This is a genomic window from Salinispora sp. H7-4 (genome assembly GCF_013416675.1).
In the GTDB taxonomy this organism is placed as follows: Bacteria; Actinomycetota; Actinomycetes; order Mycobacteriales; family Micromonosporaceae; genus Micromonospora; species Micromonospora vitiensis.
The window spans coordinates 196,496-221,505 of record NZ_JABZED010000016.1 but is presented as its reverse complement, the minus strand read 5'-3'; the positions used below and the strand labels follow the sequence as shown (position 1 = coordinate 221,505).

Below are 25,010 nucleotides of genomic sequence, written 5' to 3'. Positions count from 1 at the left end.
GGACTCTGCCATGAAGATCACCTCCACTGCCGTATCACTCAATGTCGAGGATGTCCCCGCCGCTGCCGCCTTCCTGACCACCCACTTCGGGTTTCGTCAGGAGATGGCCGCGGACGGGTTCGCCTCGCTGACCCGCGACGACGCCGGCGTCCACGTTGTCTTCCTGCAGCGTGGACTCGCCACTCTCCCCGATGACCAGCGTGACGACCATGCCCGCGGTGTGATTCTGGCGTTCGTGGTTGATGACCTTGAGGGCGAGCTGGCGCGGCTGCAGGCCGAGGGTGTCAAGATCACTATGCCGTTGACCACCGAGGAGTGGGGCGAGCGCGCCTTCCAGGTCCGCGATCCGAACGGTGTCATCGTCCAGCTCGTCGACTGGAACGGCGCATCGGAGCCTGGTCCCGCAACGCGTGGCGCCGCCGCCGGGTAGCCATCCCGGCCTGGGATGACCTGATCGAATCTGGCATAGCTTGTCGGGTTGGTGCTGCCCGCGTGGCCCTAGCGTCGTGGGCGCAAGGGAAGGAGGTCCGGGTGCTGAAGCGGCTCAACGATGTCATGGCCCACCTCGAGCAGCAACTCGACCAGCCGGTCGACGTGGCCGAACTGGCGCGGATCGCCGCGACGTCGGAGTACCACCTGCGGCGGCTGTTCTCCGCGCTGGCGGGGATCGGACTGTCCGAGTACGTCCGCCGTCGGCGACTGACCGTTGCCGCGGCGGAGGTGCTGTCGGGGGAGCAGTCGCTGCTCGACGTCGCGGTGCGGTACGGCTACGGCTCCACCGAGGCGTTTGGCCGGGCGTTCCAGGCCGTGCACGGCGTCAGCCCGGGCGAGGCCCGCCGTACGGGGGCGACCCTGCGCGCCCAGCCCCGGATCTCCTTCCGTCTTACCATCGACGGGAGTAGCAGTATGGATTACCGAATCGTTGACAAGGACGGTTTCCGCCTGGTGGGCCGGCGAGCCCGGGTGCCCCTGGTGCATGAGGGGATGAACCCGGCGATCGTCGAGTTCGTCCGGAGTATCGACCAGGAGACAGCCGACCGGATGGCGGCGCTGTCCGACCAGGAGCCAAAGGGCATCGTCAACGTCAGCACCAAGATTGCTGACGGTCGGGCGGAGGGCGGTCTTCACCACCTCCGGTCCGTTCCCGCAGACCGTCCAGCACCTGTGGCGGGACGTCTTCACCCTGTGGTTCCCGGCTAACCCGTACCGCAGTCGTCCGGGTCCGGAGATCTCCCGCACCAGTGTCGCGGCGGACGGCGCGACCGCCGAGTCCGAACTGTGGATTCCGGTGGAGCGGGCCTGACCCCAGCGGGGATTGTCACAGCATCGACTGCTGCTCGTGCATCGGCGGTTTGCGAGGATGTTCGCATGGCTTACGACGCGAGCAACCTACCCGATGTGTCCGGGCTAACTGTCGGTATCGTCGGCGGCACGGGCGACCAGGGGCGTGGTCTCGCCTACCGGTTCGCCCGTGCCGGCCAGACCGTGCTGATCGGTTCCCGTTCGGCCGAGCGCGCTGCCCAGTCCGCCGCGGAGATCGCCGCCCTGCCCGGGGTGTCCGCCGACGCGAGTGTCACCGGGGCCGCCAACGAGGAGGTCGCCCGGCGCAGCGAGGTGGTGGTGATCGCGGTGCCGTGGGACGGCCACGCCAGCATCGTCGGCGCGCTCGCGGAGCCCCTCGCGGGCAAGATCGTGATCGACTGCGTCAACCCGCTCGGCTTCGACAAGCAGGGCCCGTACGCCCTCACCGTGCCGGAGGGCAGCGCGGTCCAGCAGGCCGCCGCGCTGCTGCCGCAGTCCCGGGTGTGCGCGGCGTTCAACCACGTCAGCGCCCCGTTGCTGGCGGATCCGCAGATCGACCGGATCGAGCTGGACGTGTTGATCTGCACCGAGGAGCGGGAACTGGCCGGCATCGTTGGTGCCCTCGCGGCCCGGATTCCCGGCATGCGCGGCATCTACGCCGGTCGCCTGCGGAACGCCCACCAGATCGAGGCTTTCACGGCGAACCTGATCGCCATCAACAAGCGCTACAAGGCCCACGCCGGCATCCGGGTCACCGACCTCTGAAGGTGGTGGGGTCCGGACGCGCCCCCTTCATCGGGGCGGCGTTCGGAGGTGGGGCGAAACGCGGTGCGGCCCGCTGGGCTTCCAGCGGGCCGCACCATTGTCCTGCCGGGCCACCGCTAGCCGGCAGACGTCGTGGGTTAGCCCAAGCTGCCGTGCGGGTCAGAGGTCGAGCGAAACCCCGACCGTCTCGCATGCCTCGACGGCCGCCTCGGTGGCCTTGAGGAAGTCGGGGTTGTCGGCGGCTTCCGGGCTCCCGGCGGCAGCTGCCTTGCCGGCCTCCTCGCTGTACGCGGTCAGCGCGGCGGCAACCTCGCTGTCGGCGTCTCCGGTGGCGGCGATGGCGCCGAACTCGGTCGCCAACCCGGTGAAGATCTCCTCGAACAGCCCCGGATCCGGCTCCTCGCCGCCGGAGACGGCGTCCAGCAGGGTCTGCCGGAGCTCCATACTGGCCTTGTTGGCGGCTTCGCAGAGTTCCTTGTCGCCCTTGCCGGCGGCAGCCGCAGGTGGCGCCGAGGAGGAGGCCGCCGTGGGGTCGGTCGTCGGTGTCCCGGATGCCGTCGGCTCCGGGTCGTCCCCACCGCAAGCGGTGAGGGCAAGGACAGCGGCGGGGATCAGCAGAGCCTGGAAGAGAGTTGTTTTACGCACGAAAGGGAATGCTACTCGAATTGATCCCCAATGGAGACCCGTCGGACGGTGAGCCCCGGGTGGGAGCCCGCTGCCCGGGCAACCCCGGCTCGCAGCGGATCATGATCCTCTGCCGCCGCGGGGTTGTGGGTGGACGTGGGCGGAGTGTGCGCTCCGCCGGAACCCCGGCGGAGCGCACGAGCGGCATCCTGGCCAGCCGGGGCTGTCCGGCCTGCCGATGAGATCGCGATCAGTAATTGATCTCTACGCCAACCTTCTGGCAAGCCGCGATGGCGGCTTCGCCGGCCGCCTCGTAGGCGGCGTCGTCCGCGCTGTCCAGGTTGGCGGCCGCCTTCTCGGCCTCCATGCTCAGTGCCTCCAGGGTGGCGGTGACCTCGCTGTCGGCGTTGCCGGTAGCGGCGATCTCGGTGACCTCCGTCGCCATTTCGGTCATGAGCTCACCGATCGCGTTTTCCATTTCCTCCTCGGTCGCCGTGAGGATATCCGCCATAGTCTCCGTGAAGGTCTTTTGGAACTGCTCCTGGCTTTCCTTGAACGCCGCGCAGAGCTCCTCGTCGCTCTTGGCCGCAGCTGCGGCTGGGGCCGACGAGGAAGCCGCCGAGGGGGCGTTCGACTCGGAGGTGGCCGGCTCCGAGTCGTCTTCACCGCCGCAGGCGGTGAGGGCGAGGACGGCGGTCGGGATCAGCAGGGCCCGGAAGAAACGTGTTTTCAGCACGCGATGATCTTACGTGTTTCGTCCGGAGTGGCTGGTCGGCGGTGGCCCGGTGTTGGCCGGGCCACCGTCAAACCCGGTCAGAAGGTGTGTTCGGCGGTGGGGAACCCGCCGTCGCGGACCTCGTCGGCGAACCGACGGGTCGCCTCGCCCAAGGTGTCGGCGAGGTTGGCGTAGCGCTTCACGAAGCGGGGCGTCCGACCGGTACGGAGGCCCGCCATGTCCTGCCAGACCAGCACCTGGGCGTCGGTGTCCGGGCCAGCGCCGATGCCCACGGTCGGGATGGTCAGCTCGGCGGTCACCCGTTTCGCCACGTCGCCGGGGACCATCTCCAGTACCACCGCGAAGGCCCCCGCCTCGGCGACCGCGTGGGCGTCGGCGATCACCTCCTCGGCGGTGTCGCCCCGGCCCTGGACCCGGTAGCCACCCAGGGTGTGCTCCCGTTGCGGGGTGAAGCCGATGTGCGCCATCACCGGAATGCCGGCGCGAACGATCGCGGCGATCTGTTCGGCGCAGTGGCGGCCACCCTCCAGTTTGACCGCGTGGCAGCCGCCTTCCTTCATGAACCGTACGGCGGTGCGCAGGGCCGCGGTCGGCCCCTCCTCATAGGAGCCGAACGGCAGGTCGCCGACGACCAGCGTGTGCCGGGTGGCCCGGACCACGGCCCGGACCAGGGGCAGCAACTCGTCGGGGGTCACCGGTAGCGTCGTGTCGTAGCCGTAGACGTTGTTCGCGGCCGAGTCACCGACCAGCAGCACCGGGATGCCGGCGGCGTCGAAGATCCCCGCCGTGTACTGGTCGTACGAGGTGAGCATCGCCCACCGCTCGCCACGCTCCTTCGCGGCGAGTAGGTCACGGGCGCGGACCCGTCGGGTCGCCGGTCCGCCGTAGAGGGCGGTCACCTCGGCTGGGTTGGATTCCCGCATGGTTCTCTCCTTCCTCGAGGCCGCGTACGCGGTCCCCGGGCTCTGCCGCGATCGTCGCACCGCACGGCGGTTCGCGGCAGGGGGCAGTGCAGGATGTCACTCCCCGAGCCGCTCATTCGCCGCCGAGGCGCTCGGCGGCTGCGGCCGCTCCGCCGTCCTCGCGCCAGCGGTTGGTGATCGGTAGGCGGCGGTCCCGCCCGAACGCCTTCATCGATATTTTCGTGCCGGGCGCGGACTGGCGCCGCTTGTATTCGGCGGTATCCACCATCCGCAGCACCTGCTCCACGAGCGCCGGGTCGTGGCCGGCCTCGATCAGCCCGTCCCGGCCCAGGTCGCCGTCGATGTAGCCGATGAGGATGGGGTCGAGCAGGTCGTACTCCGGCAGGGTGTCGGAGTCCAGCTGGCCGGGGCTCAGCTCGGCCGACGGGGGCTTGTTGATCGAGCTCTCCGGGATCGGCGGGGTCTCGCCGCGGCGGACCGCCTCGGCGTTTCGCCACCGGGCGAGCTGCCAGATCAGGGTCTTCCAGACGTCCTTGACCGGGTTGAAACCGCCGACCGAGTCGCCGTACAGGGTGGAGTAGCCGACCGCCAGCTCGCTCTTGTTGCCGGTGGTCAGTACCAGGTGGCCCTCCTGGTTCGACAGGGCCATCAGGATCACCCCGCGGACCCGGGCTTGGAGATTTTCCACCGAGAGGCCGGAGAGTGACAGGTTGGCCAGGAACGTGTCGACGATCGGCTGGATCGGCTCGACCCGGTAGTCCAGTCCGGTGCGTTGGGCCAGTTCCGCTGCGTCTTCCCGGGAGTGTTCGGAGGAGTGCTGGCTCGGCAGTGACACCCCGACCACCCGGTCCGCGCCGAGCGCGTCAACGGCCAGTGCCGCCACGACCGACGAGTCGATGCCGCCGGAGAGGCCGAGTACCACGGAGGGGAAGCGGTTCTTGTCGACGTAGTCACGCAGGCCCAGCACGAGCGCCTGCCACACCTCCGCCTCGTCAGCCGCCGGTTTGAGGAGCTCCCCGGCCGCCGACTCTTCGGTGGGTGCGGCCGGCAGCGTGTCAACGTGGTGGTGGAGCACCCGCATCCCGTCGGCCAGTTCGATGTCGGCGGGTGGGCCGTCGGTGGCCGCGGGGAGATCCACGTCGTGTACCAGCAGGTGCTCGACGAACTGCGGCGCGCGGGCGAGCAGTTCCCCCTCCGCCGTCACGATCATGGAGTCGCCCTCGTACACCAGCTCGTCCTGGCCGCCGACCATGTTGACGTACGCGATGGTGGCCCTGGCCTCGGCGGCCCGACGGCGGACCAGCGGTAGCCGGACGTCGTCCTTCTTCAGCTCGTACGGCGAGCCGTTGATGTTGATAACGAGGCCGACGCCGGCTTGCCGGGCGGCGGCGAACGGCCCCCCGACCTGCCACAGGTCCTCGCAGATGGTCAGCGTGACATCCACCCCGCCGACCCGTACCACGGACAGCGTCTCGCCTGGTACGAAGTAGCGGTCCTCGTCGAAGACGCCGTAGTTGGGCAGGTGGTGTTTGAAGTAGGTGGCCACGGTCTTCCCACTGTGCAGCAGGGCCGCCGCGTTTCGTGCCCCGTGCCCCGGCTCGGCGTCGCCGCTGAACTGTGGTGGGCCGTCCGCGTCCAGGTAGCCCACCACCACGGGCAGGTCGCCCAACCCATCGGCGGCGAGGTCGGCGGCGAGCCGGCCCAGCGCCGTCTTCGACGCTTCCATGAAGGAGCGGCGGAAAACCAGGTCCTCGACCGGGTAGCCGGTCAGGGTCAGCTCCGGGAAGGCGACCAGTTGGGCGCCGGCGTCGGCGGCGCGTCGGGCCCATTCCCGGATGTTCGTGGCGTTGCCGACGAGGTCACCCACAGTCGGGTTGACCTGGCAGAGTGCGAGACGCAGGGTGGTCATGTCCCTATCTTGCCGCAGCGGTCCGAGCGGGGTGTGGCGCGTGCGGGGAGAGGGGCTCCCAGCTGGTGGTGACGGGGGTGGGACAGGCCGGTGCGGGCGTGGGAAGGTCGCGTAACGTCGGCGTAACGAGGCCGGTGGAGACTGATCGGTCAGGCCGGGTCGTTCGCGGGCTGAAAGCGGACAATAGGGTAGTAAGGGGTGGAAGTGGACCGTCAGCAGGAGTTCGTCCTCCGTACGCTGGAAGAGCGGGACATCCGGTTCGTCCGGCTGTGGTTCACCGACGTGCTGGGCACGCTGAAGAGCGTGTCGGTGGCCCCCGCCGAGCTGGAGTCCGCCTTCGAGGAGGGCATCGGGTTCGACGGTTCGGCGATCGAGGGCTTCGCCCGGGTCGTCGAATCTGACATGGTGGCGATGCCGGACCCGACCACCTTCCAGGTCTTCCCCTTCGAGGGCGGGGTCAGCGGCGAGAGCGCCCGGATGTTCTGCGACATCCTGCTCCCCGACGGTAGTCCGTCCTGGGCCGACCCGCGTCACGTGCTGCGTCGGGCGCTGTCCCGGGCAGCGGAGAAGGGCTTCACCTACTACACCCATCCAGAGATCGAGTTCTACCTGCTGGAGGATGGGGCGCCCGACGGCTCGGTGCCGACCCCGGTCGACACCGGTGGCTACTTCGAGCACACCACCCACGCGGTCGCCCGGGACTTCCGCCGACAGGCGGTACTCGCGCTCGAACGGATCGGAATCTCCGTCGAGTTCAGCCACCACGAGGTCGCCCCCGGCCAGCAGGAGATCGACCTGCGCTACGCCGACGCGCTCAACACCGCCGACAACATCATGACGTTCCGGCACGTGGTCAAGGAGGTGGCGCTCTCCACCGGCGTGCAGGCCACCTTCATGCCGAAGCCCTTCACCGACCAGCCGGGCAGTGGCATGCACACCCACCTCTCGCTGTTCGAGGGGGAGCGCAACGCGTTCCACGACGCCGGTGACCCGATGAAGCTCTCCAAGGTCGCCCGCGCGTTCATCGCCGGTCTGCTGGTGCACGCCCGGGAGTACACGGCGGTCACCAACCAGTGGGTCAACTCGTTCAAACGGCTCTTCCCGCAGGCCCTGCCGAACCGGGTCACCGAGAGCCCCGCGTACGTCTGCTGGGGGCACCTGAACCGCTCCGCGCTGGTTCGGGTCCCGGCGTACGGCAAACCGAACTCGGCCCGGGTCGAGGTCCGATCGCCCGACTCGGCGACCAACCCGTACCTGGCCTTCGCGGTCATGCTCGGCGCCGGCCTCAAGGGCATCGAGGAGGGGTACGAGCTGCCGCCGGGCGCCGAGGACGACGTGTGGTCGCTGACCAGCGCCGAGCGCCGGGCGATGGGGTACGAGCCACTGCCGGAGAACCTCGCCGAGGCGATCGACGTGATGGCCGGCTCCGAACTGGTCGCCGAGGTGCTCGGCGAGCACGTCTTCGACTTCTTTCTGCGCAACAAGCGGTCCGAGTGGGAGCAGTACCGCCGCGAGGTCACGCCGTACGAGCGGCAGCACTACCTCTCGCTCTGATCTTCCGGTCCCGGTCGGCCCTGTTCCTGGCGTCGGCCGGCGTGCCGGCCGTTGACCCTGGTCCGACCGGGGCTCGACGAGGACCGCGGTGCGGGCGAGGTGCCGTCGTCCAATCCCGGCGAAAGGCGGCGCGCCGGGTTACCGGCGCGCCGCCTTTGAAGCGCCGTCGGGGCGGGGCGAACTACTTACCCACGGAGCCGTCGTGCCCACCCGGTCCGCCATGCCCGCCCGGGCCCCGGAGGATGCCGGCCGCGGCCGCCGCAGTGATCGCGTCGGCCTGCTCCTGGGTGAGGGTGCCGTCCTCGACCGCCTGGGCCAGGCGCTGCGCGAGCGCCTCCTGCCGGTCAGCGGCGTCCGGGCGCTCGCCCAGCTCGCCCCGCTCCGGCCGCTCGCCCCGTTCCGGCCGCTCGCCCCGTTCCGGCCGCTCGCCCCGTTCCGGCCGCTCGCCCCGTTCCGGCCGCTCGCCCCGTTCCGGCCGCTCGGGCCGGTCGGCCGCCCGCTGTTCGCGCAGCTCCTCCAGCGCCGTGGTTACCTCGTTCACCTCCACGCCGAGCTTCTCGGCGAGCGCCTCGGCGAACGCGGCCTGCCGGTCGGAGCGCTGCTGTTCCCTGGCTGTGCCCTTCTCGGCGTCGGCGTCGGCGCTGGCGCTCGCGGCGGGCGAGGTGTTGGCAGCGGCCATGGCCGGTGCGGCCACGCCGACGCCGAGCACGCCGGCTGCGGCGAGCCCGGCCAGCAGGTGCTTCCTACGAATCGTGCGGGACATGGGGATCCTCCAACTCGTCGGTGATGCGGTACGCGACCGACAGTGACCGCGTCGGCTGGAGGAACACCGTGGCGAGGCTGTGTGCCAGCTGACAATCTGGGCGACTGCCCGGGGCGGCCGGTGAACCACCCACTGCTCCGACAGGGCCAGCCGCGGACAGCCGGGCGCCGGGCAGCCGGGTCAGCCGCGGACAGTCGGGGGCGCCGGGCAGCCGGGTCAGTTGCGGACAGCCGGGGCGACGGTGAGCGTGCCGGCGTCCGCGTCCAGAACCGCCTCGGTGCCGACCGGAACGGTGAGCTGGCCCGCCCCGTGCCCGATCGGCAGCCCACCGAGTACGGGGACGCCGAGGTCCCCCAGACGGTCGGTGAGCACATCGGCGACGTCCACCGGCCACCCGTCGGCGCAGTCGGTGAACTGCCCGACCGCCACCGCGGCCAGCCCGGCCAGCACCCCGGCCCGGCGAAGCTGGGTGAGCATCCGGTCGATCTTGTAGGGGGGTTCCTGTACCTCCTCGAGCAGCAGCACCGCCCCGGTCAGGTCCGGCAGGTCCACCGTGCCGATCGACGCCACGATCAGGCAGAGGTTGCCACCGAGCAGCCGGCCGCTGGCCCGGCCCGGTACCCGGACGCCGAAGGTCTCCTCGTCCTCCCGGGCGGTCACCGTCACCGGTTCGGTGGTGGTCAGCGCGGCGTGCAGCGACTGCGCAGAGCTCAACGCCGTCCGTTCGTCCCGCCACGCCGCGCCGGGGCCGTGTAGCCCGGCCAACCGGGCCCCCCGCCAGAGCGCGAACTGGAGGGCGGTGATGTCGGAGAAGCCGGCCACCACCTTCGGATCCCGGCGTACGGCTGCCATGTCGATCGCGTCCACCATGCGCTGCGCACCGTACCCGCCCCGGGTGCAGATGATCCCCCGCACGGCGGGGTCGGCGAACGCGGCGTTCAGGTCCGCCGCCCGCAGTTCGTCCGCGCCGGCGAGGTAGCCCCGGCGGGCGTACGCGTGGGGGGCGGGCACCGGCCGCAGACCCCAACTGGTCAGCAACTCGATGCCGCGGGCGACCCGCTCCGGCCGGGTGGGCCCGGACGGCGACACCAGGAGTACGGTGTCGCCCGGACGTAGCGCGGGCGGACGGAGTACCTCGTCGGTGATCACAACAAGCGAGCCTAACCAGCCCTCTGGCGCTGGTACGGGATAGCCTCGACGGCGTGGCAACCGCGTTGGTGATCGAAAATGACCCGACCGAAGACGCGCGTCGGCTCGGGGAGTGGCTGACCGAAGCTGGGCTGCGGCTGCACCTCGCCCGGCCGTACGTCGGCGACGAACTCCCGGCCGACCTGGACGGATACGCGGCGCTGGTCGTCCTCGGCGGCGGGCAGCAGGCGTACCCACGGCCCGATGGTGAGCCGTCGGCGTCCTGGCTCCCGCAGGTGGAGGCGTTGTCGCGCAAGGCGGTCCGGCACCGGGTGCCGGCCCTGGCGATCGGCCTCGGCGCGCAGCTGCTCGCGACCGCGCACGCCGGAACGGTCGAGCGCAGCCGGTCCGGGCCGGAGGTCGGTCCCGCGGTGGTGGGCCGCCGGGACGCCGCCGAGACGGATCCGCTCTTCAAGTACGTTCCGCTGATCCCGGACGTGTTCCAGTGGCACGCCGACGAGATCGTCGAGCTGCCGGTCGGGGCGACCCTGCTGGCCGCCTCCACCCGCTACCCACATCAGGCCTTCCGCCTCGGTGACCGCGCCTGGGGCCTGCAGTTCCACATCGAGTGCGACACCGCGATGATCGCCGACTGGGCGGCGGGTTCGGACCTGCTCGCCGAGCTGGACTACGACCCGGAGCTGGTCGTCGCCGCCTGCGCCGCGGTGATGGTTGATGTCGAGGAGGTCTGGCAGCCCTTCGCGGCGCGGTTCGCCGCCCTGGCCCGTGGCGAGCTGGACGAGGGGGCCCGCCGTAGCCTGCCGCTGCTCGGGCACGAATGAAACGGCCGGCCCGGGCCGCGGGACGGCTCGCCCGCTACGGCTTCGGCACCAGCGACAACAGTGTCCGCGCGGGCGACCTGCTCGGCCCGACGGGCCTGGCGCTCTGGCAGCCGGAGACGCAGGAACCCGTGGACCAGCGGGCGGCGGAGCTACTCGCCGCGCTGTCCCGGGCCGCCGATCCGGATCTGGCGCTGCGCCAGCTGCACCGGCTGGTCGAGGCCGAATACCGGGCCGCGGGAGCCGGTGAAACGGCCAATGGCGATGACCCGGTGGGGATCGGAGCAGCATCCAGGCTCCTCGCCGACCTGTACGACGACCCGGGGCTGCGGCGGCGCCTGGTCGCTGTCCTCGGCGCCTCCTCGGCGCTCGGCGACCACCTGGTCGCCAACCCGGGCCAGTGGGCTGACCTCCGGAGCACCGCGGACGGGCTGGCGCCCACCGCCGATGGCCGGCTCCAGCTGACCGGCACGGACGGTTCGATCGCCCAGCTGCGGTCGGCGTACCGGCTGGCGTTGCTCCGGATCGTCGCGGCCGACCTGACCGGCAACCGGGGTATGGAGCAGACGATGGCCGCGCTCTCCGCGCTGGCCGACGCGACTCTCGCCGCCGCCTATGACCTCGCGCAGGGTGAGCTGCCGGAGGGTACGCCGCCGCCCCGGCTGGCCGTGGTGGCGATGGGCAAGTGCGGCGGCGGCGAGTTGAACTATGTCTCCGACGTTGACGTGATCTTCGTCGCGGCCGAGGACGACGACCTTCCCGCGGCGACCGCGATCGCCACCCGCCTGATTCACGTCTGTGGCCTGGTCGCCTGGCCGGTAGACGCCGCGCTGCGCCCCGAGGGGAATCGGGGCCCGCTGGTGCGTACCCTCGCCAGCCATCTCGCCTACTACCGGCGGTGGGCGCGGACCTGGGAGTTCCAGGCGCTGCTCAAGGCGCGGCCGGCCGCCGGTGACCTGGCGCTGGGCCAGGAGTGGATCGCGCAGCTCGCGCCGCTGCTCTGGCGGGCCGCGGAGCGCCCGGAGGCGGTCGAGGATGTCCGGGCCATGCGGCGCAGAATCATCGATCACATCCCGCCGGCGGAGCAGGAGCGCGAGATCAAGCGCGGCCCGGGTGGGCTGCGCGACATCGAGTTCGCGGTGCAGTTGCTGCAACTGGTGCATGGCCGTGGCGACGAGGCGCTGCGGGTGCCGGGCACCATTCCCGCCCTGCGGGCGTTGGTCAGCGGCGGTTACGTCGGGCGGGTGGACGGGGAGGCGTTGCTGCGCGGCTACCACTTCCTGCGCGCCGTCGAGCACCGGCTGCAGTTGCAGGGGCTGCGCCGGACCCACACCGTACCCACCGACCAGGACGCGTTGCGCTGGTTGGCGGGGGCGCTCGGCTACTCGGCGGCACCGGGACGCAGCGCCGTCGAGGCGTTTCGAATCGAGCGGGTCACCCACGCCGCCGAGGTACGGCGGCTGCACGCCAAGCTGTTCTACCGGCCGCTGCTGGAGTCGGTCGCCCGGGTGCCCGCCGACGGGCTGCGACTCACCCCGGCGGCGGCGCGCAACCGGCTGGAGATCCTCGGCTTCGAGGATCCGGCCGGGGCGCTGCGCCACCTGCAGACCCTCACCGGCGGGGTAAGCCGCACCGCGGCCATCCAGCGCACCCTGCTGCCGGTGCTGCTCAGCGAGTTCGCCGACGCTCCCGAGCCGGACCGCGGGCTGCTCAGCTACCGGAAGGTCTCCGAGAAGCTCGGCAGTACCCCCTGGTATCTGCGGCTGCTGCGCGATGAGGGGCCGGTGGCCCGCCGGCTGGCGCGCGTGCTCTCCTCCTCCCGGTACGTGACCGACCTGCTCGCCCGCGAGCCGGAGGCGCTGCGTCTGCTCGCGCAGGAGAGTGAACTGGCCGCACGGCCCCGGGCGGTGCTCTGCGAGGGCTTCGCGGCGGCGGCGGCGCGACACGCCGGCGACCCGGTGGAGGCGATCCGGGCGGTCCGCGCGCTGCGCCGTCGGGAGTTACTCCGCCTCGCCTGTGCCGACGTGCTGAGCCGGGCCGGTTCGCTGGCCCCGTCGCCGCCCGGTGCGCCGGGTCGGGCGGCTCCGGCCCTGACCGACGTGGGCGCGGTCGGCACCGCACTGGCGGATGTCACCGACGCCACCCTGGCCGCCGCCCTGGCTGCGGCCCGGGCGTCCCAGCCACTGATGCCCGGTCTGCGCTTCGCCGTGATCGGCATGGGTCGGCTCGGCGGATACGAGTCCAACTATCTCTCCGATGCCGACGTGCTCTTCGTCCACGATCCGCCGGCCGGGATGGCGGAGAGCACGGCGAGCGCTGCCGCGCGAGCGGTCGCCGAGGAGCTACGTCGACTGCTCGGGATGCCCGCGCCCGACCCGGCGCTCGGCGTTGACGCCGACCTACGCCCCGAGGGGCGGCAGGGGCCGCTGGTCCGCAGCCTCGCCGCGTACCAGCAGTACTACGCCCGCTGGTCGCGGGTGTGGGAGGCGCAGGCGCTGCTGCGGGCCCGGTTCGTCTGCGGTGACGAGGAACTGGGCGCCGAGTTCCTGGCGATGGTCGAGCCGCTACGTTATCCGGCGGCGGGCCTGACCTGGGAGCAGGTGGTCGAGATCCGGCGGATCAAGGCACGGGTGGAGACCGAGCGGATGCCCCGGGGCGCCGACCCGGCTACCCACACCAAGCTGGGCCGGGGCGGGCTGGCCGATGTCGAGTGGGCGGTGCAGCTGCTTCAGCTCCGGCACGCCGGGCAGCTGCCACAGCTGCGGGGCACGCGTACCCTCAACGCCCTCGCGGCGGCCCGGGACGCGGGCCTGGTGGACCCGGACGACGCCGCGGCGATGGCGGCCGGCTGGACCCTCACCGCGCAGGTCCGCAACGCCCTGATGCTGGTGCGCGGCCGGGCTGCTGATCAGCTGCCCCGGCACGGGGCGGACCTGGCGGGGGTGGTTCGGCTTCTGGGCCGCGACGATCCGGGTGAGTTCCTCGACGACTATCTGCGTACCGGCCGCCGTTCCCGCGCCGCCATGCAACGCGTCTTCGAGCTCTGAGGACGGCCCCGGGGGCGCAGCAGACCAGGCGGCCTCGGCGCCGGGGCCGAGCGGGTCGGCGAGCGGTGGCTGTCGTCAGCTGCCGAGGGTCCAGATCCCGGCCCGCGGGACGGTGACCGCGGTCCACTCGCCGGCTGCCGTGACGGTGCCGCCGGTGGCGCTCAACCAGCGGCTGTGTCGGACCCGTACCGGGACCGTGGCGGGCCCGTCGGTCTGGAACGTCACGGTCGCGCCGTCGGCCGCCAGGATCGTGCCGGGGGCACCGACCAGGGGGGTCGGCTCGACCACGGCCCAGACCCGCCAGTGCGGGTCGGACCACACCTCGCGCAGGTAGGGCAGGCCGTCGCGGACCAGCTCCGCCTCGGCCCGGCCGACCCAGGACAGTGGTGTGTCGGGTACGGCCACGAACTGCACCGCGTTCGTCTGCAGCCAGCCGTGGTAGGTCTGGGCGGTCAGCGGAACCCCGGTCCCGGTGGCGCCCGGCACCGTGGTGAAGAAGAGCGGATTGCGGTCGATGTCCGCCTGGCGTAGCCAGCCCCGCGCCAGCGGAACCTCGCCCAGCGCCGCCGACTCCCGATAGGTACGCGTCGGTGGGATCTCCACCCGCCCGGTGAGGTGTTGGGTGGCGAGGAAGTCGCGTAGGGGCGTGAAGTAGGCGGGCCGGGCGGCTGGGTCGGTGGCGCTGCGCAGGTCTGCCGGGACGACCGGTGGCTGCCACCAGAACACGGCGGCGAGCAGGACGGCCAGGGTGAGTCCGCCGCCGGCCCGCCACCGGCGCAGCCCGGTGCCGCCGGCGGGCACGGGCCGGGCCGGCCAACGGGGGTGAGTTCGCTTGCCGGTGTGCCGCGGCAACCAGCGACCGGTGCCGACGGTCGCGGCGGCGGCCAGCAGGGGGAGCGCGAACATCGCCGACAGGCGGGTCGCGTTCAGGCCGACCGGGGTGTGCAGCAGCGCCGCCGCGAGTACTCCGGCCGCGGCGAGCAGCGCGCCGACCCGCACCGGCCGGTACGCCACCAACGCCGCCACCAGCAGGCTGCTCCCCACCGCCCGTACGGTGTCGGTGCGGCTGATGTTCATCCAGCCGCCGTCGCCGAAGAGCAGGGCGGTGAACCCGAGCGGCAGCGCCGCCGCCAGCCCCAGGGTGAGGCCGTCAACGTAGCGGCGGACGAGCAGCAGCGCGGCACCGGCCAGCCCGACGAAGAGCCCGGCCACCGGGCTGGTCGCGGCGGCCAGCAGCGCCCCGGCGGTGGCCAGCACGAGTCGTCGTCGCCCGGCCGGCAGCGTGAGAGCGAGGAGGGCGGCGAGGCCGAAGGCCACCCCGAGCCCGTACGTGACCCGGCCGGCGACCAGGTTGCCGGCGAAGGTGACCACCCCCACCAGGGCGCCGGTCAACGGCCGGGGTACGTCGACGCGGCACAGCAGGGCAGCGAAGGCGACGGTCGACGCCACCAGGGCGAGCACCCCCGTCACCCGGACGCCGAGCAGCGCCATCACCGGCGGGGAGAGCAGGCTGTAGCCGAACTGGTTGACCCCGCCGTACCATCGCAGGTCGACCGGGGTGGCGCCGTGGGCGGTGAAGAAGTCGGCCCGGGCCACCTGGGCGGCGAGGTCCGAGCCCATCGGCGGCAGCAGCAGATACGTCCCGCCGAGCAGCACGGCCAACGTGGTGGCCGTCGCCACCACCGTCCGTGTGCCCCGCATGCCTACCTCCGTATCCGCGCCCACGGTACTGGCAGCATGTTCTACCGTGCCCATCCACCTCGTCGGCCGGACCGGCGCGACGACCCTCCCCACCGCCGGGGTGCCCCGGTGACCGAGGCTGGCGTACCTCCGCGCGGGTCCGGGCGGACCCCGGTCCGCGCGGGAGCGCTCCGCTACCTCGGTCTCGTCGGTGCGGTGCTGCTGGCCGTCGCCGGGTACGTCGGGGGAGCGCTGCCCGACGCGACCGACGAGCGGGTGTGGCAGGCTGCCGACGGCCCGCTGACCGTACTGCTCTGGCTGGTCGGCACCGGCCTGCTGACCGGCGCGTGGTGGGCGCTACGGCACGGTACGCCGTCAACCGGGTGGGCGTACCGCACCGCCGGGCTGTGGTCGGTGCCGCTGCTCGTCGCGCCGCCGCTGGGTAGCCGGGATGTCTACTCGTACGCCTGCCAGGGCTGGGCGTACGGGCAGGGCGTTGACCCGTACGCGGTCGGGGTGGCGGTGGCGGGCTGCCCCTGGGTGGAGGCGGTCTCGCCGATCTGGCGGGACACGCCCGCGCCGTACGGGCCGGGCTTTGTGCTGCTCGCCGCGCTGGCGGTGGCGCTCGGTGGTGGGTTGGTCGGCGCGGTGGTGGTCTTGCGGCTGATCGCGGTGGCCGGGGTGCTGCTCGTCGCGGTGTGTCTGCTCGGGTTGGCGCGGGCAGCGGGGGTGCCGACCCGGCGGGCGGTCTGGCTGGCGCTGGCCTGCCCGTTGGTGGGGGTGCATCTGGTGGCGGGCGCGCACAACGACGCGGTGATGCTCGGGCTGCTGCTGCTCGGCCTGCTGGTGGTGGTGCGGTTCCCGGGCCGACCGTGGCCGCTGCTGGTGGCGGGGGCGCTGCTCGGGCTGGCGGTGGGGGTTAAGGCGACTGCGGTGGTGGTGCTGCCGTTCGCGGCGCTCGCCGCGGTGCTCGGTCGGTTCACCGTGCGGTCGCTGCTGCGCGATGGTGGCTGGCTGGCCGTGGGCACCCTGATCGCCCTGGGGGGTGTCTCGGTCTTCTCCGGCCTGGGACTGGGCTGGGTGGACGGGTTACGCCACAGCGGTGACCTGGAGCAGTGGACGTCACCTCCCACGGCGGTCGGCATGGTCCTGGACTATGCCGGTGAGCTCTTTGGGGGGCGCCCCGTGGCGGTGCCGGTGGTCCGGGCGTTGGCGTTGGCCGTGTTGGTGCTGGTCCTGGCGGTGCTGTGGTGGCGGGCCTGGTCGGCCCTGCGCGCGCTGGGTGACGTCCGGCAACGGGTGGTCCGGCTGGAGGCGGCCCGGCCTCGGGTGGCCCTGCTCGGTGCCGGCCTGGCGCTGGCCGCCACGGTGGTGCTCGCCCCCGTCTTCCACCCCTGGTATGCGACCTGGCCGTTGGTCCTGCTCGCGGCGGCCGCGACGCGGACGACCTGGTTCGTGCTGCCCTGCGCGGCGGCGGCCTTTCTCACCTTGCCGGACGGCACCAACCTGGCCCGGCTGGTGAAGGCGCCGGGGGCGCTGGCGATGACCGGGTTGGTGGTGGCGGCTGCCGGGTGGGGGGTGCCGCGGCTGTGGCGGTCCCGGGCCGGCCGGGCCCCGTTCCCGTCGGGCTGAACCGAAACCGGCCGGGTTGGCGCCACCACGTTGTGGCGCCAACCCGGCCGGTCGCTGCAGGGGTTCAGCAGTCGAAGTACATCGCGAACTCGTGCGGGGTCGGGCGCAGCCGCACCGGGTCGACCTCGTTGGTCCGCTTCCAGTCGATCCAGGTGGAGATCAGGTCCGGCGTGAAGACGCCGCCGTCGAGCAGGTAGTCGTGGTCGGCCTCGAGGGAGTCGAGCACCGCCGGCAGCGAGCCGGGCACCTGCTTGACGTCGCCCCACTCCTCCGGCGGCAGGTCGTACAGATCCTTGTCGATCGGAGTCGGCGGCTCGGTCTTGTTCTTGATGCCGTCGAGGCCGGCCATCAGCATCGCCGAGAAGGCCAGGTAGACGTTGGCCGACGGGTCCGGCACGCGGAACTCGACTCGCTTGGCCTTCGGGTTGCTCCCGGTCACCGGGATGCGGGTGCACGCGGAGCGGTTGCGCTGCGAGTAGACCAGGTTGACCGGCGCCTCGAAGCCCGGCACCAAGCGGCGGTACGAGTTCACCGTCGGGTTGGTGAAGGCCAGCAGTGACGGTGCGTGCTGCAGCAGACCGCCGATGTACCAGCGCGCGGTGTCGGAGAGGCCGGCGTAGCCGGTCTCGTCGTAGAAGAGCGGATCGCCGTTCAACCACAGGCTCTGGTGGGTGTGCATGCCGGAGCCGTTGTCCCCGAAGAGCGGCTTCGGCATGAAGGTGGCGGTCTTGCCGTTGCCCCAGGTCTCGTTCTTCACGATGTACTTGAAGAGCTGGAGCTGGTCCGCGGCGTGCAGCAGGGTCGAGAACTTGTAGTTGATCTCAGCCTGACCGGCGGTGCCGACCTCGTGGTGCGAGCGCTCCACGGTGTAGCCGGCGTCGATCAGCCGACGGACGATCTTGTCGCGTAGGTCGGCGTGGTGGTCAACCGGCGGCACCGGGAAGTATCCGCCCTTGTACGCGGTCTTGTAGCCGCGGTTGCCACCCTCCTCGTCACGGCCGGTGTTCCACCAGCCTTCGACCGAGTCGATGTAGTAGTACGACTGGTGGGCCGAGGTCTCGTGGCGGATCGAGTCGAAGATGTAGAACTCGGCCTCCGCGCCGAAGTAGGCGGTGTCGGCGATCCCGCTGGCCGCCAGGTACGCCTCGGCCTTCTTCGCCACGTTCCGGGGGTCGCGGGTGTAGGCCTCGCGGGTGAACGGGTCGTGAATGAAGAAGTTGAGCGCGAGGGTCTTCTGCGCGCGGAACGGGTCGATGAACGCGGTGGCGACGTCCGGGAGCAGGAGCATGTCCGACTCGTGGATCGCCTGGAAGCCGCGGATGGACGACCCGTCGAATGCGAGGCCGTCGGTGAGGAGCTCGTCGTCAATCGACTCGGCGGGCAGGTTGAAGTGCTGCATCACGCCGGGCAGATCACAGAAACGTACGTCGACGAACTTCACGTCCTCGTTCTTGAGGTAACGCAGGAGTTCCTCGGGATTGGCGAACACTCGTCCTCCTGGCTCGTCCACTGAAGTGGCTAGGCTTCTGGCGACGCTATGGCCGAGCGGTTGCCCGGCCATGTCTTCAATGTTTCTGCCGTGTTACGTCCCCCGCGGAGGCTCCGGGAAGCCTTCGCTGCGTGGAGCGGTAGTCCTGATGCTCCCGGGAGGGCGCAGTGTGCCAGTGTAGTGAAACTTGCGAGGCTTGGTCCGTTTTTGTGACGCAGGTCGGCGTGTAGCCGACGGTGGCACTGGCTACCCTTGAGCGCTGTGACGACCTCGGCTGACCAGCCCGTACCGCCCCGCTCCAGCATCTCCGCCAGTCAGGGCCTGGGCCCGCGCTTCGGCGCATTAGTGATCGACTGGGTGCTCTGCATACTGGTCGCCAGTATCTTCGCCGATCCGTTCCGCGACGGGTGGGCCCCCGTGCTCGTGCTCGTCGTCGAGTACGGCTTCTTCATCGGCCTCTTCGCCCAGACCCCCGGGATGTACCTCACCCGAGTCCGCTGTGTCTCCTGGACCAGCGGTGGTCGGATCGGGGTGCTCCGCGCGCTACTCCGCGGCGGCCTGCTCGCGCTCGTGCTACCCGCCCTGATCATGGACGCCGACCGCCGTGGCCTGCACGACCGGGTCGCGGGCTCGGTCATCACACCCGTCGTCCGCTGACCCCGTCCGGGGGCCAGCGGACGATCCGCGGTTGCGCCAGCTCAGCGGGACGAGCCGCGGCGGTTGCGGCAGCTCAGCGGGGGGTCTGCCGTGGTCGCGGCAGGTCAGCGACCGCGGGCCTGGCGGAAGGCGCCCTTCGGCGGACGCATGTTCTTCGGGATGGCGCCCTTGGGTAGCTGTGGGCGGGCACTGAGCGCCTTGAGGCGCTTGTCCAGCGCGTTGACATCCCGGCCACTGAGCTTGCGCGGCAACCGCATCAGCGTCATCCGCAGCTTGCGGACCGGCAGCTCGCCCTCCTCCTGGCCGATCACGTAGTCGTAGAGCGGCGCCGAGCCGATCACCTTGGCCAGTCGACGCTTCTCCTGGCCGAGCAGGCCGCGCACCCGCTGCGGGTTCCCCTCAGCCAGCAGGACCACTCCCGAACGGCCGATGACCAGGTGCACCATGTCCATCTGCGTGGTCGAGCTGACCGCCGGGGTGACCCGCCAGTCGCCGCGCATGTTCTCGATGATCTGTGCGGCCGCGCCCGGCTGTCCCTCGGCGGCGTTCATCATCGCCCGGTTGGAGCGCAGGTTGAGCACGATCAGCAGGGAGAGCAGTGTCAACAGGATGCCCAGTGGGATCCAGAGCCAGCCCCACACGAAGAACGCCACCACGGTCAGGGCGAGTGGAATGACCACCGCGGCGAAGGCCAGCGGCGCGAACCACCGGTCCTGCTTGGCGGTGAACCGAAACACCATCCCGATCTGCTTCAGCCGCTGGCCGAACGAGACCTTCTCCTGGGGCTTTGCCATGCCCTCGAGTCTAGTGGGCGGCGAATCTCGCGCTGCCTGGCGGCCGGCATCGGTGGCTGGGCTGGGTCGCACCTGCGGCCTCCCGCCGCCGTGACTGCTTGTTGGCGGCGTCTGGTGGGCCGGTCGTCAGCGGCCGGGGCGCGGTGACCAGTGACCCAGCCTGTTGCTGATTCCATCAACGCAATTGACAGCCCGTTTCACTGCTCCCTGACTGCTTGCTCTAGATCGTGGCCGACCTCGCCCAGGGCCTGTGCGCTGGTCCGCAACTGCTCCGACTGATCAGAAAGCCATGACTGCCACCGGGAGAGATCCCGGTGTGCATTCCCGGTGGCGTCGATGAGTGCCTTATGCCTTGCTTGTAGGTCCTTCAGCTGTTGCCGAAGTTCAGCGACCTCGGGGTCCTGGTGAATAGTGACTCGAGTGGCCTGCTGGTGGGCGAGGGCGAGGATGTCCGCTGCCTGGCGCCGTGCCTCGGCAAGAATCTCCGCGCCCTCCGCGCTGGCATCGCTGATCGTGCGGTTGGCATCTTCCTGCGCACGCATGGTCAATGCGACCGCGACTGGATCCGCGCCCTGTGTCGCGATGCTCGGTAGGGATCCGTGGCGGAGCATCTCGATCTGGTTAAGGAGACCGTGAACCTCCCGCTCCCTGCGTTCGGCTTCGCCGCGCAACAGTGCGAGCTGGTCATCTGCGAACTGGGTCACGGTCGCCACCTCTGCGGCAGAGTGCCACCACTGGCCACGGAAGCGGCGGGGTGCTAGCAGTTCGAGGCGTTGGGTCACCTCGCCCGCTGGTGCTTGATTGTTTTGCTGTCTGAGGTGAATGGTATTGTCGTTGGTCATCGGAACCCAGGTCAGTCAGGTGTCGCGGTGTCGGCTAGAGCCAGAGCCGGATAAACGGAGTGGTCGAATCTTTCCACCAGTAATCGCTCGGGATCGATTCCGGCTGCTTTGAGGGCGGCAATCGTTGCCCGGGTCATCGTGGGCGACCCGCATACGAGAATGTCAGCGTCCTTCCATGAGCCGATCCGTAGGGCGGTATCGGCCGCCCGGCCCAGTTCGCCGTCCCAGCCCCATCCGATCTCCACGGTTGGCACGTAGCGCAGCCAGGGCTCGAAGGCGCTGGCAGCCGTGCTTTTGGTTGGGGTCGATGCAGCCAGCGTCAAGAGTGCCTGGTGGTCATAGAGGTCGTCGGGGGTCTTGCCCCCTACTACCAGAGTGGTGGTTCGGCCGTTGCCCTGCTGGAGTTCTTCGGTGATCGCGCGCAGCGGCGCTACCCCGGTGCCACCAGCGATCAAGAGAAGTGGCCGGTGCGGTGCCCGGTTGTACGTCGACAGTGCTCTCCCGGCAGGATGCCCCAACAGGAGAATTTCGCCGACAGTGACCCGCCGGACCAGATAGGTCGAGAAGCGACCTGCCGCGCGAACGTGGAACTCAAGTGTTCCGTTGGGGCGGGGTGCGTTGGCCGGCGACAGGTATCGCCAGGTGCGTAGGGCGGGTACGTGCGTTGGTAGGGACTGGCCGGGCAGGTAGTTACAGAGGTAGTTCGGTCGAACGGTGAGCACGCAGACATCGGAGCGGCGTCGCTCCACACTGATGACTTCGGCCTGCCAGAACGGGGGTGTCAGCCGCTCCGAGGCAGCGGCACCGGCGAGCATCAACTTAGCAACTTTTTCGTATGCCGCGGCCCAGTCAGCCCTGAGGCTCGGGGTCCACTGGGGTCCGACGAAGTCCGCTAACGTTGCCAGGAGGGCCTGGCCGACCCAGATGTAGTGGCGCTCCGCCAATGGCACCGGTCGTCCCTCTACATCTACGCCGTAGAATCGACGGTGATCAGCGCCTAGGTGATGTGCGAATGCGGCGAGTGTATCGTTGTTGTCCATGTTTGTGATCATGTGTCCGAGTGCGGCGAGGAGCTTGTCTTCCTGATACTGCATGTTGGTGGGGAACATGGTGCGGGTTTCTGGGGCGATCACGAACAGGGTTGCGTAGAAGTGTTTTGCTGCTTTTGGGCCAGCTGCGGTGACTTGGCTCCAACTCCAACGCAGTGCTGTGACATCCACCCCTCAACCCTCCTGCTGAGGTGCAGCGCTGCGCTCGCGTAGGGTCGGTTCCGAGAAGAACGGCGCGCGGGGTGCCGGCCAAAAGTTCGGATTGGGTATCCGAGTGTCATAGTAGCGATGGTGTACGGCGTGGAGGGCGGCCCATCCGACCGAGCCATTAATCCATGACCAGTCGCCGTAGACGGGCCGTCCTTCCCGCGTTTCGCCGTTACAAAATCGCATAAACATTTCCGACTCATTATTCGGAACGGAGATTCGGACGCCAGCGGCGCGGAAGCTGTGTATTACGGATTGGTTGATGACTAGTGCGGCATGCTCCCGCCAGAGGGAGGATTCATCCTCGGTGTCGAGACCCAGCCGTGCGGCAACGGGCCGGAGCTGGTTGTACCGGGCAGCATCGCACATGTTGCGGGTACCGATTTCATCGCTGAGATAGTGCCCGTTGAACGGAGCGCAGCTGTAGTCCACGCCGCCTATACGTAGGCGCATGTTAGCGATCACCGGGAGTGCGTGCCACCGGAGCTGAAGGTCTGCGAACCAGGCATGATCGGGGTGCGTCAGCCTTATCTCTCGGACCAGGTCACGCGGAGGGTCCACAAGTGTGGGCTCCTCGGTCGCAGTCTCGATTACCCAGGGGAGTATGTCGAACCTGCCGGGGGTGGCGGGCGGCTGCCAGCCGAGCTTCAGCGCCGCACCAGTCATGTCCAGTTGCGACGGATCGCCGACTATCTCGTCGTCTCGCTGCCAGCCGCCGTACCGGATGAGTTGGTCGTTCCAAATGCGGGCGCGTGGTCCAGCCTGTGGGTGGTCGGCGGCGAACACGGTGAGGACGGATCGAATGCGTCCCCCGTTATCGGCCAGCCGCAGATGCTCGGCCAGTTCGTTGGAGATGCCTTTAGCGGTGGCAACCGTGCGGCAGTCACGGACCTTCAGACCAGCCCAACGGATTCGACCAATGCATCGCACCGACTGTCGCCACGCCACCTTCGCGCCGTAGGTCAGCTCGCCTGGTGTCTGCCAGTAGGTACCGGTGGTGGCGATCTCGCTGAGGACGTCGGTGATTCGTTTTGTGACGTGCGGTAGCTTCTGCTCTTGGTAGTAGGCCGAAATGAACTCAACCGCCTCTTCGGAAGGGTCTTCGGCGGTATCGTCCGAGGGGGTGATGGTTTGGCTTGTAGGATTCTCCACCCGGCTGTCGCCGCTGGCGGCGCTGCCGATGGTCACTGATCGTCTCATTTCCATGGATGGGCAGGGAATAACGTTACACGCGGTAACTCTGGATTTGCTACATCCGCTGCGGACGGCCTTACGATCCGTGATTGTGGCGGAGCGCTCGGCTGCAGCCCTAGAGTTCCTGGGAATTACTAGGATGTCAATAGGTGAATTTGTGGGAGTAGGGCTAGGCCTCCCCCGTTCCGCTGACAGACCGAGGCTAGTGGTCGGATTCCAGCTGACCCTGCGGCTTTAGTCCCTAATGCGGATTCTGAGGAGCTGGTTGTCACCGGGCGACCAGTACGGAGCCACCGTTTGGATCATGGTGGAAGTGTGAGGACGAGCGGCGCAGCGGGACCGTCGGGATCTGTCTTGATGATGGCGTCATCATCTTGACCAGTACAAATGGTGGTTAAGGTTGCGACGCACGTGCCGGAGTCCGCGATGGACTCGGACGAGAGCGAGTCGGTTGCCGTTTTAGGGTCAGCACGAGCATGGCCGGTTTCGGCCACGATAATGCGGGGTCTGCGTGGGATCGGCGCGGGCGCTCGGATCCGAGGGGTAGCGGTCAAGCAAGGCGCATGTGGACTTCCCCGGGAGGAGGGTAGGTGCGCTATCCGAGGAAGTGGCGCGGAGAAAAGACGTCGGAGTGCACCCGCTCCTCCAGCCAGCGCGCCACCGCTGCCGCGACCAGGGTCGGGAAGAGGGCAGCCGTGACCGCGGCGGTAAGCGGGCGGCTGCCGTTCCGGGCGAGCGTAGGCTTCCGGTACCCCCGGAGTGGCAGCCACGCGATGACGGCGGCGGCCCTCACCCGGAAAGGTCAGCTGTCCAGGTCAGCCGGGCCGTCGCCGCGGGCCGCGAGGGCCTGCCGGTAGAGGCGGCCGGCGCGGTACGACGAGCGGACCAGCGGCCCGCTCATCACGCCGGCGTAGCCGATCTCCTCGGCCTCCTCCTGTAGCTCGACGAACTCCTCCGGCTTGACCCAGCGTTCGACGGGGTGGTGGCGGGGGGAGGGGCGCAGATACTGCGTGATGGTGATCAGCTCGCAGCCCGCCTCGTGCAGGTCCCGGAGGGCTTGCGAGATCTCGGCGCGCTCTTCGCCCATGCCGAGGATCAGATTGCTCTTGGTGACCAGGCCGGCGGCGCGGGCCTGCCGGATCACGTCCAGGGACCGCTCGTAGCGGAACGCCGGCCGGATCCGCTTGAAGATCCGCGGCACCGTCTCGACGTTGTGTCCGAGCACCTCCGGCCGGGCTCCGAAGACCTCGGCGAGTTGCTCCGGGACGGCGTTGAAGTCGGGGATCAACAGCTCGACACCGCAGCCGGGCCGGAGGGCGTGAATCTGCCGGACGGTCTCCGCGTAGAGCCAGGCGCCGCCGTCGGGCAGGTCATCGCGGGCGACCCCGGTGATGGTCGCGTAGCGCAGCCCCATCGAGACCACCGACTCGCCGACGCGGCGGGGCTCGTCGGCGTCGAACTCGGCCGGCCTGCCGGTGTCGATCTGGCAGAAGTCGCAGCGGCGGGTGCACTGGTCGCCGCCGATGAGGAAGGTGGCCTCCCGGTCCTCCCAGCATTCGTAGATGTTCGGGCAGCCGGCTTCCTGGCAGACGGTGTGCAGCCCCTCCCGCGTGACGAGCCCGCGCAGTTGGGTGTACTCCGGGCCCATCTTGGCCTTGACCTTGATCCACGGTGGTTTCCGCTCGATCGGCGTCTCAGCGTTGCGCGCCTCGATTCGCAGGAGGCGCCGCCCCTCGGGAGCGGGCGTCGCGGTGCGCGCTGCCTGACCGGTCGTCGGCGCGGAGTGCTCGATCGTCACGCAGCCGAGCCTACGCCCGTCGCCCACCGTCGATGCACGTTGGGCGACGGGCATCACGCCGTTGCAGCGGTGACCCCG

21 protein-coding genes and 1 pseudogene are annotated in these 25,010 nt (G+C 70.1%); 8 read left to right on the top strand and 14 right to left on the bottom strand.

Going from position 1 to position 25,010, the window contains the following annotated elements; genetic code table 11:
* Positions 1-10 precede the first annotated feature (10 nt).
* From H0524_RS12055 to npdG, 3 genes and pseudogenes are all read left to right on the top strand, one after another.
* The gene (locus H0524_RS12055; protein WP_180198725.1) at positions 11-430 is read left to right on the top strand and encodes a VOC family protein; all 420 of its coding nucleotides are present in this window, start codon (positions 11-13) and stop codon (positions 428-430) included.
* A gap of 101 nt (positions 431-531) precedes the next feature.
* Positions 532-1,303: pseudogene (locus H0524_RS12050) on the top strand (helix-turn-helix domain-containing protein).
* Between the two features lie 65 nt (positions 1,304-1,368).
* Positions 1,369-2,067: an NADPH-dependent F420 reductase gene (gene npdG, locus H0524_RS12045; RefSeq protein ID WP_180198724.1), complete on the top strand. Its 699-nt coding sequence runs from the start codon at positions 1,369-1,371 to the stop codon at positions 2,065-2,067.
* A 159-nt stretch (positions 2,068-2,226) separates the two neighbouring features.
* Here npdG and H0524_RS12040 read toward each other — a convergent pair whose 3' ends face one another.
* The 4 genes from H0524_RS12040 to H0524_RS12025 form a co-directional block, all read right to left on the bottom strand.
* Entirely contained in the window at positions 2,227-2,712 is a 486-nt protein-coding gene (locus H0524_RS12040) for a hypothetical protein (protein ID WP_180198723.1), read from the bottom strand.
* 229 nt (positions 2,713-2,941) lie between these two features.
* Positions 2,942-3,427 (bottom strand): hypothetical protein, encoded by a 486-nt coding sequence (locus H0524_RS12035; RefSeq protein ID WP_180198722.1) that lies wholly within the window; start codon positions 3,425-3,427, stop codon positions 2,942-2,944.
* 77 nt (positions 3,428-3,504) lie between these two features.
* Entirely contained in the window at positions 3,505-4,350 is an 846-nt protein-coding gene (gene panB / locus H0524_RS12030) for a 3-methyl-2-oxobutanoate hydroxymethyltransferase (RefSeq protein WP_018726882.1), read from the bottom strand.
* 112 nt (positions 4,351-4,462) lie between these two features.
* Positions 4,463-6,259, bottom strand: a complete 1,797-nt coding sequence (locus H0524_RS12025) for an NAD+ synthase (protein WP_180198721.1) — start codon at positions 6,257-6,259, stop codon at positions 4,463-4,465.
* 204 nt (positions 6,260-6,463) lie between these two features.
* On the opposite strand from H0524_RS12025, the gene glnA (H0524_RS12020) reads away from it, so the two are divergent.
* Positions 6,464-7,813 (top strand): type I glutamate--ammonia ligase, encoded by a 1,350-nt coding sequence (glnA, locus tag H0524_RS12020; protein ID WP_018726880.1) that lies wholly within the window; start codon positions 6,464-6,466, stop codon positions 7,811-7,813.
* Between the two features lie 181 nt (positions 7,814-7,994).
* Here the strand turns inward: glnA (H0524_RS12020) and H0524_RS24300 are convergent, their stop codons facing one another.
* Both H0524_RS24300 and H0524_RS12010 read right to left on the bottom strand, forming a co-directional pair.
* On the bottom strand, positions 7,995-8,576 hold the full coding sequence (locus tag H0524_RS24300) for a hypothetical protein (RefSeq protein ID WP_218941841.1): 582 nt from the start codon (positions 8,574-8,576) through the stop codon (positions 7,995-7,997).
* A gap of 216 nt (positions 8,577-8,792) precedes the next feature.
* Positions 8,793-9,725 (bottom strand): LD-carboxypeptidase, encoded by a 933-nt coding sequence (locus H0524_RS12010; protein ID WP_180198720.1) that lies wholly within the window; start codon positions 9,723-9,725, stop codon positions 8,793-8,795.
* 29 nt (positions 9,726-9,754) lie between these two features.
* Here H0524_RS12010 and H0524_RS12005 point away from each other — a divergent pair, with 29 nt between their 5' ends.
* Together H0524_RS12005 and H0524_RS12000 are read left to right on the top strand one after the other, a co-directional pair.
* A complete protein-coding gene (locus H0524_RS12005) occupies positions 9,755-10,546 on the top strand; it encodes a type 1 glutamine amidotransferase (protein WP_180198774.1) in 792 nt (263 codons plus the stop codon).
* A complete protein-coding gene (locus H0524_RS12000) occupies positions 10,543-13,590 on the top strand; it encodes a bifunctional [glutamine synthetase] adenylyltransferase/[glutamine synthetase]-adenylyl-L-tyrosine phosphorylase (RefSeq protein WP_180198719.1) in 3,048 nt (1,015 codons plus the stop codon). The genes H0524_RS12005 and H0524_RS12000 overlap by 4 nt, the downstream gene beginning before the upstream one ends.
* A gap of 75 nt (positions 13,591-13,665) precedes the next feature.
* On the opposite strand, the gene H0524_RS11995 is transcribed toward H0524_RS12000, so the two are convergent.
* Complete coding sequence (locus H0524_RS11995; protein ID WP_180198718.1) at positions 13,666-15,291, bottom strand: hypothetical protein; 1,626 nt, start codon at positions 15,289-15,291, stop codon at positions 13,666-13,668.
* Positions 15,292-15,399: 108 nt separating this feature from the next.
* Between H0524_RS11995 and mptB the strand changes: the two genes are divergently transcribed.
* Positions 15,400-16,902 (top strand): polyprenol phosphomannose-dependent alpha 1,6 mannosyltransferase MptB, encoded by a 1,503-nt coding sequence (mptB, locus tag H0524_RS11990; protein ID WP_180198717.1) that lies wholly within the window; start codon positions 15,400-15,402, stop codon positions 16,900-16,902.
* 64 nt (positions 16,903-16,966) lie between these two features.
* Here mptB and glnA (H0524_RS11985) read toward each other — a convergent pair whose 3' ends face one another.
* The gene (gene glnA / locus H0524_RS11985; RefSeq protein ID WP_018726873.1) at positions 16,967-18,391 is read right to left on the bottom strand and encodes a type I glutamate--ammonia ligase; all 1,425 of its coding nucleotides are present in this window, start codon (positions 18,389-18,391) and stop codon (positions 16,967-16,969) included.
* A 261-nt stretch (positions 18,392-18,652) separates the two neighbouring features.
* On the opposite strand from glnA (H0524_RS11985), the gene H0524_RS11980 reads away from it, so the two are divergent.
* Positions 18,653-19,048, top strand: coding sequence for an RDD family protein (locus H0524_RS11980; protein WP_180198716.1), 396 nt, complete (start codon positions 18,653-18,655; stop codon positions 19,046-19,048).
* Positions 19,049-19,152: 104 nt separating this feature from the next.
* Here the strand turns inward: H0524_RS11980 and H0524_RS11975 are convergent, their stop codons facing one another.
* From H0524_RS11975 to lipA, 6 genes are all read right to left on the bottom strand, one after another.
* On the bottom strand, positions 19,153-19,842 hold the full coding sequence (locus tag H0524_RS11975; protein ID WP_180198715.1) for a DUF4191 domain-containing protein: 690 nt from the start codon (positions 19,840-19,842) through the stop codon (positions 19,153-19,155).
* Between the two features lie 197 nt (positions 19,843-20,039).
* Positions 20,040-20,684, bottom strand: coding sequence for a hypothetical protein (locus tag H0524_RS11970; protein ID WP_180198714.1), 645 nt, complete (start codon positions 20,682-20,684; stop codon positions 20,040-20,042).
* A gap of 11 nt (positions 20,685-20,695) precedes the next feature.
* Positions 20,696-21,904 (bottom strand): globin domain-containing protein, encoded by a 1,209-nt coding sequence (locus tag H0524_RS11965; RefSeq protein WP_180198713.1) that lies wholly within the window; start codon positions 21,902-21,904, stop codon positions 20,696-20,698.
* 3 nt (positions 21,905-21,907) lie between these two features.
* On the bottom strand, positions 21,908-23,128 hold the full coding sequence (locus H0524_RS11960) for a nitric oxide synthase oxygenase (RefSeq protein ID WP_309225079.1): 1,221 nt from the start codon (positions 23,126-23,128) through the stop codon (positions 21,908-21,910).
* 601 nt (positions 23,129-23,729) lie between these two features.
* Complete coding sequence (locus tag H0524_RS11955) at positions 23,730-23,927, bottom strand: hypothetical protein (protein WP_180198712.1); 198 nt, start codon at positions 23,925-23,927, stop codon at positions 23,730-23,732.
* 9 nt (positions 23,928-23,936) lie between these two features.
* The gene (gene lipA, locus H0524_RS11950) at positions 23,937-24,986 is read right to left on the bottom strand and encodes a lipoyl synthase (RefSeq protein WP_180198711.1); all 1,050 of its coding nucleotides are present in this window, start codon (positions 24,984-24,986) and stop codon (positions 23,937-23,939) included.
* Positions 24,987-25,010: the final 24 nt, after the last annotated feature.

What these genes read in the sequence shown, in the direction of transcription:
- H0524_RS11975 (WP_180198715.1), bottom strand. Translation starts at nt 19,842, where the DNA reads ATGGCAAAGCCCCAGGAGAAGGTCTCGTTCGGCCAGCGGCTGAAGCAG.
- H0524_RS11970 (WP_180198714.1), bottom strand. Translation starts at nt 20,684, where the DNA reads ATGACCAACGACAATACCATTCACCTCAGACAGCAAAACAATCAAGCA.
- npdG (WP_180198724.1), top strand. Translation starts at nt 1,369, where the DNA reads ATGGCTTACGACGCGAGCAACCTACCCGATGTGTCCGGGCTAACTGTC.
- H0524_RS12055 (WP_180198725.1), top strand. Translation starts at nt 11, where the DNA reads ATGAAGATCACCTCCACTGCCGTATCACTCAATGTCGAGGATGTCCCC.
- H0524_RS12000 (WP_180198719.1), top strand. Translation starts at nt 10,543, where the DNA reads ATGAAACGGCCGGCCCGGGCCGCGGGACGGCTCGCCCGCTACGGCTTC.
- H0524_RS12025 (WP_180198721.1), bottom strand. Translation starts at nt 6,259, where the DNA reads ATGACCACCCTGCGTCTCGCACTCTGCCAGGTCAACCCGACTGTGGGT.
- H0524_RS24300 (WP_218941841.1), bottom strand. Translation starts at nt 8,576, where the DNA reads ATGTCCCGCACGATTCGTAGGAAGCACCTGCTGGCCGGGCTCGCCGCA.
- H0524_RS11995 (WP_180198718.1), bottom strand. Translation starts at nt 15,291, where the DNA reads ATGCGGGGCACACGGACGGTGGTGGCGACGGCCACCACGTTGGCCGTG.
- panB (WP_018726882.1), bottom strand. Translation starts at nt 4,350, where the DNA reads ATGCGGGAATCCAACCCAGCCGAGGTGACCGCCCTCTACGGCGGACCG.
- lipA (WP_180198711.1), bottom strand. Translation starts at nt 24,986, where the DNA reads ATGCCCGTCGCCCAACGTGCATCGACGGTGGGCGACGGGCGTAGGCTC.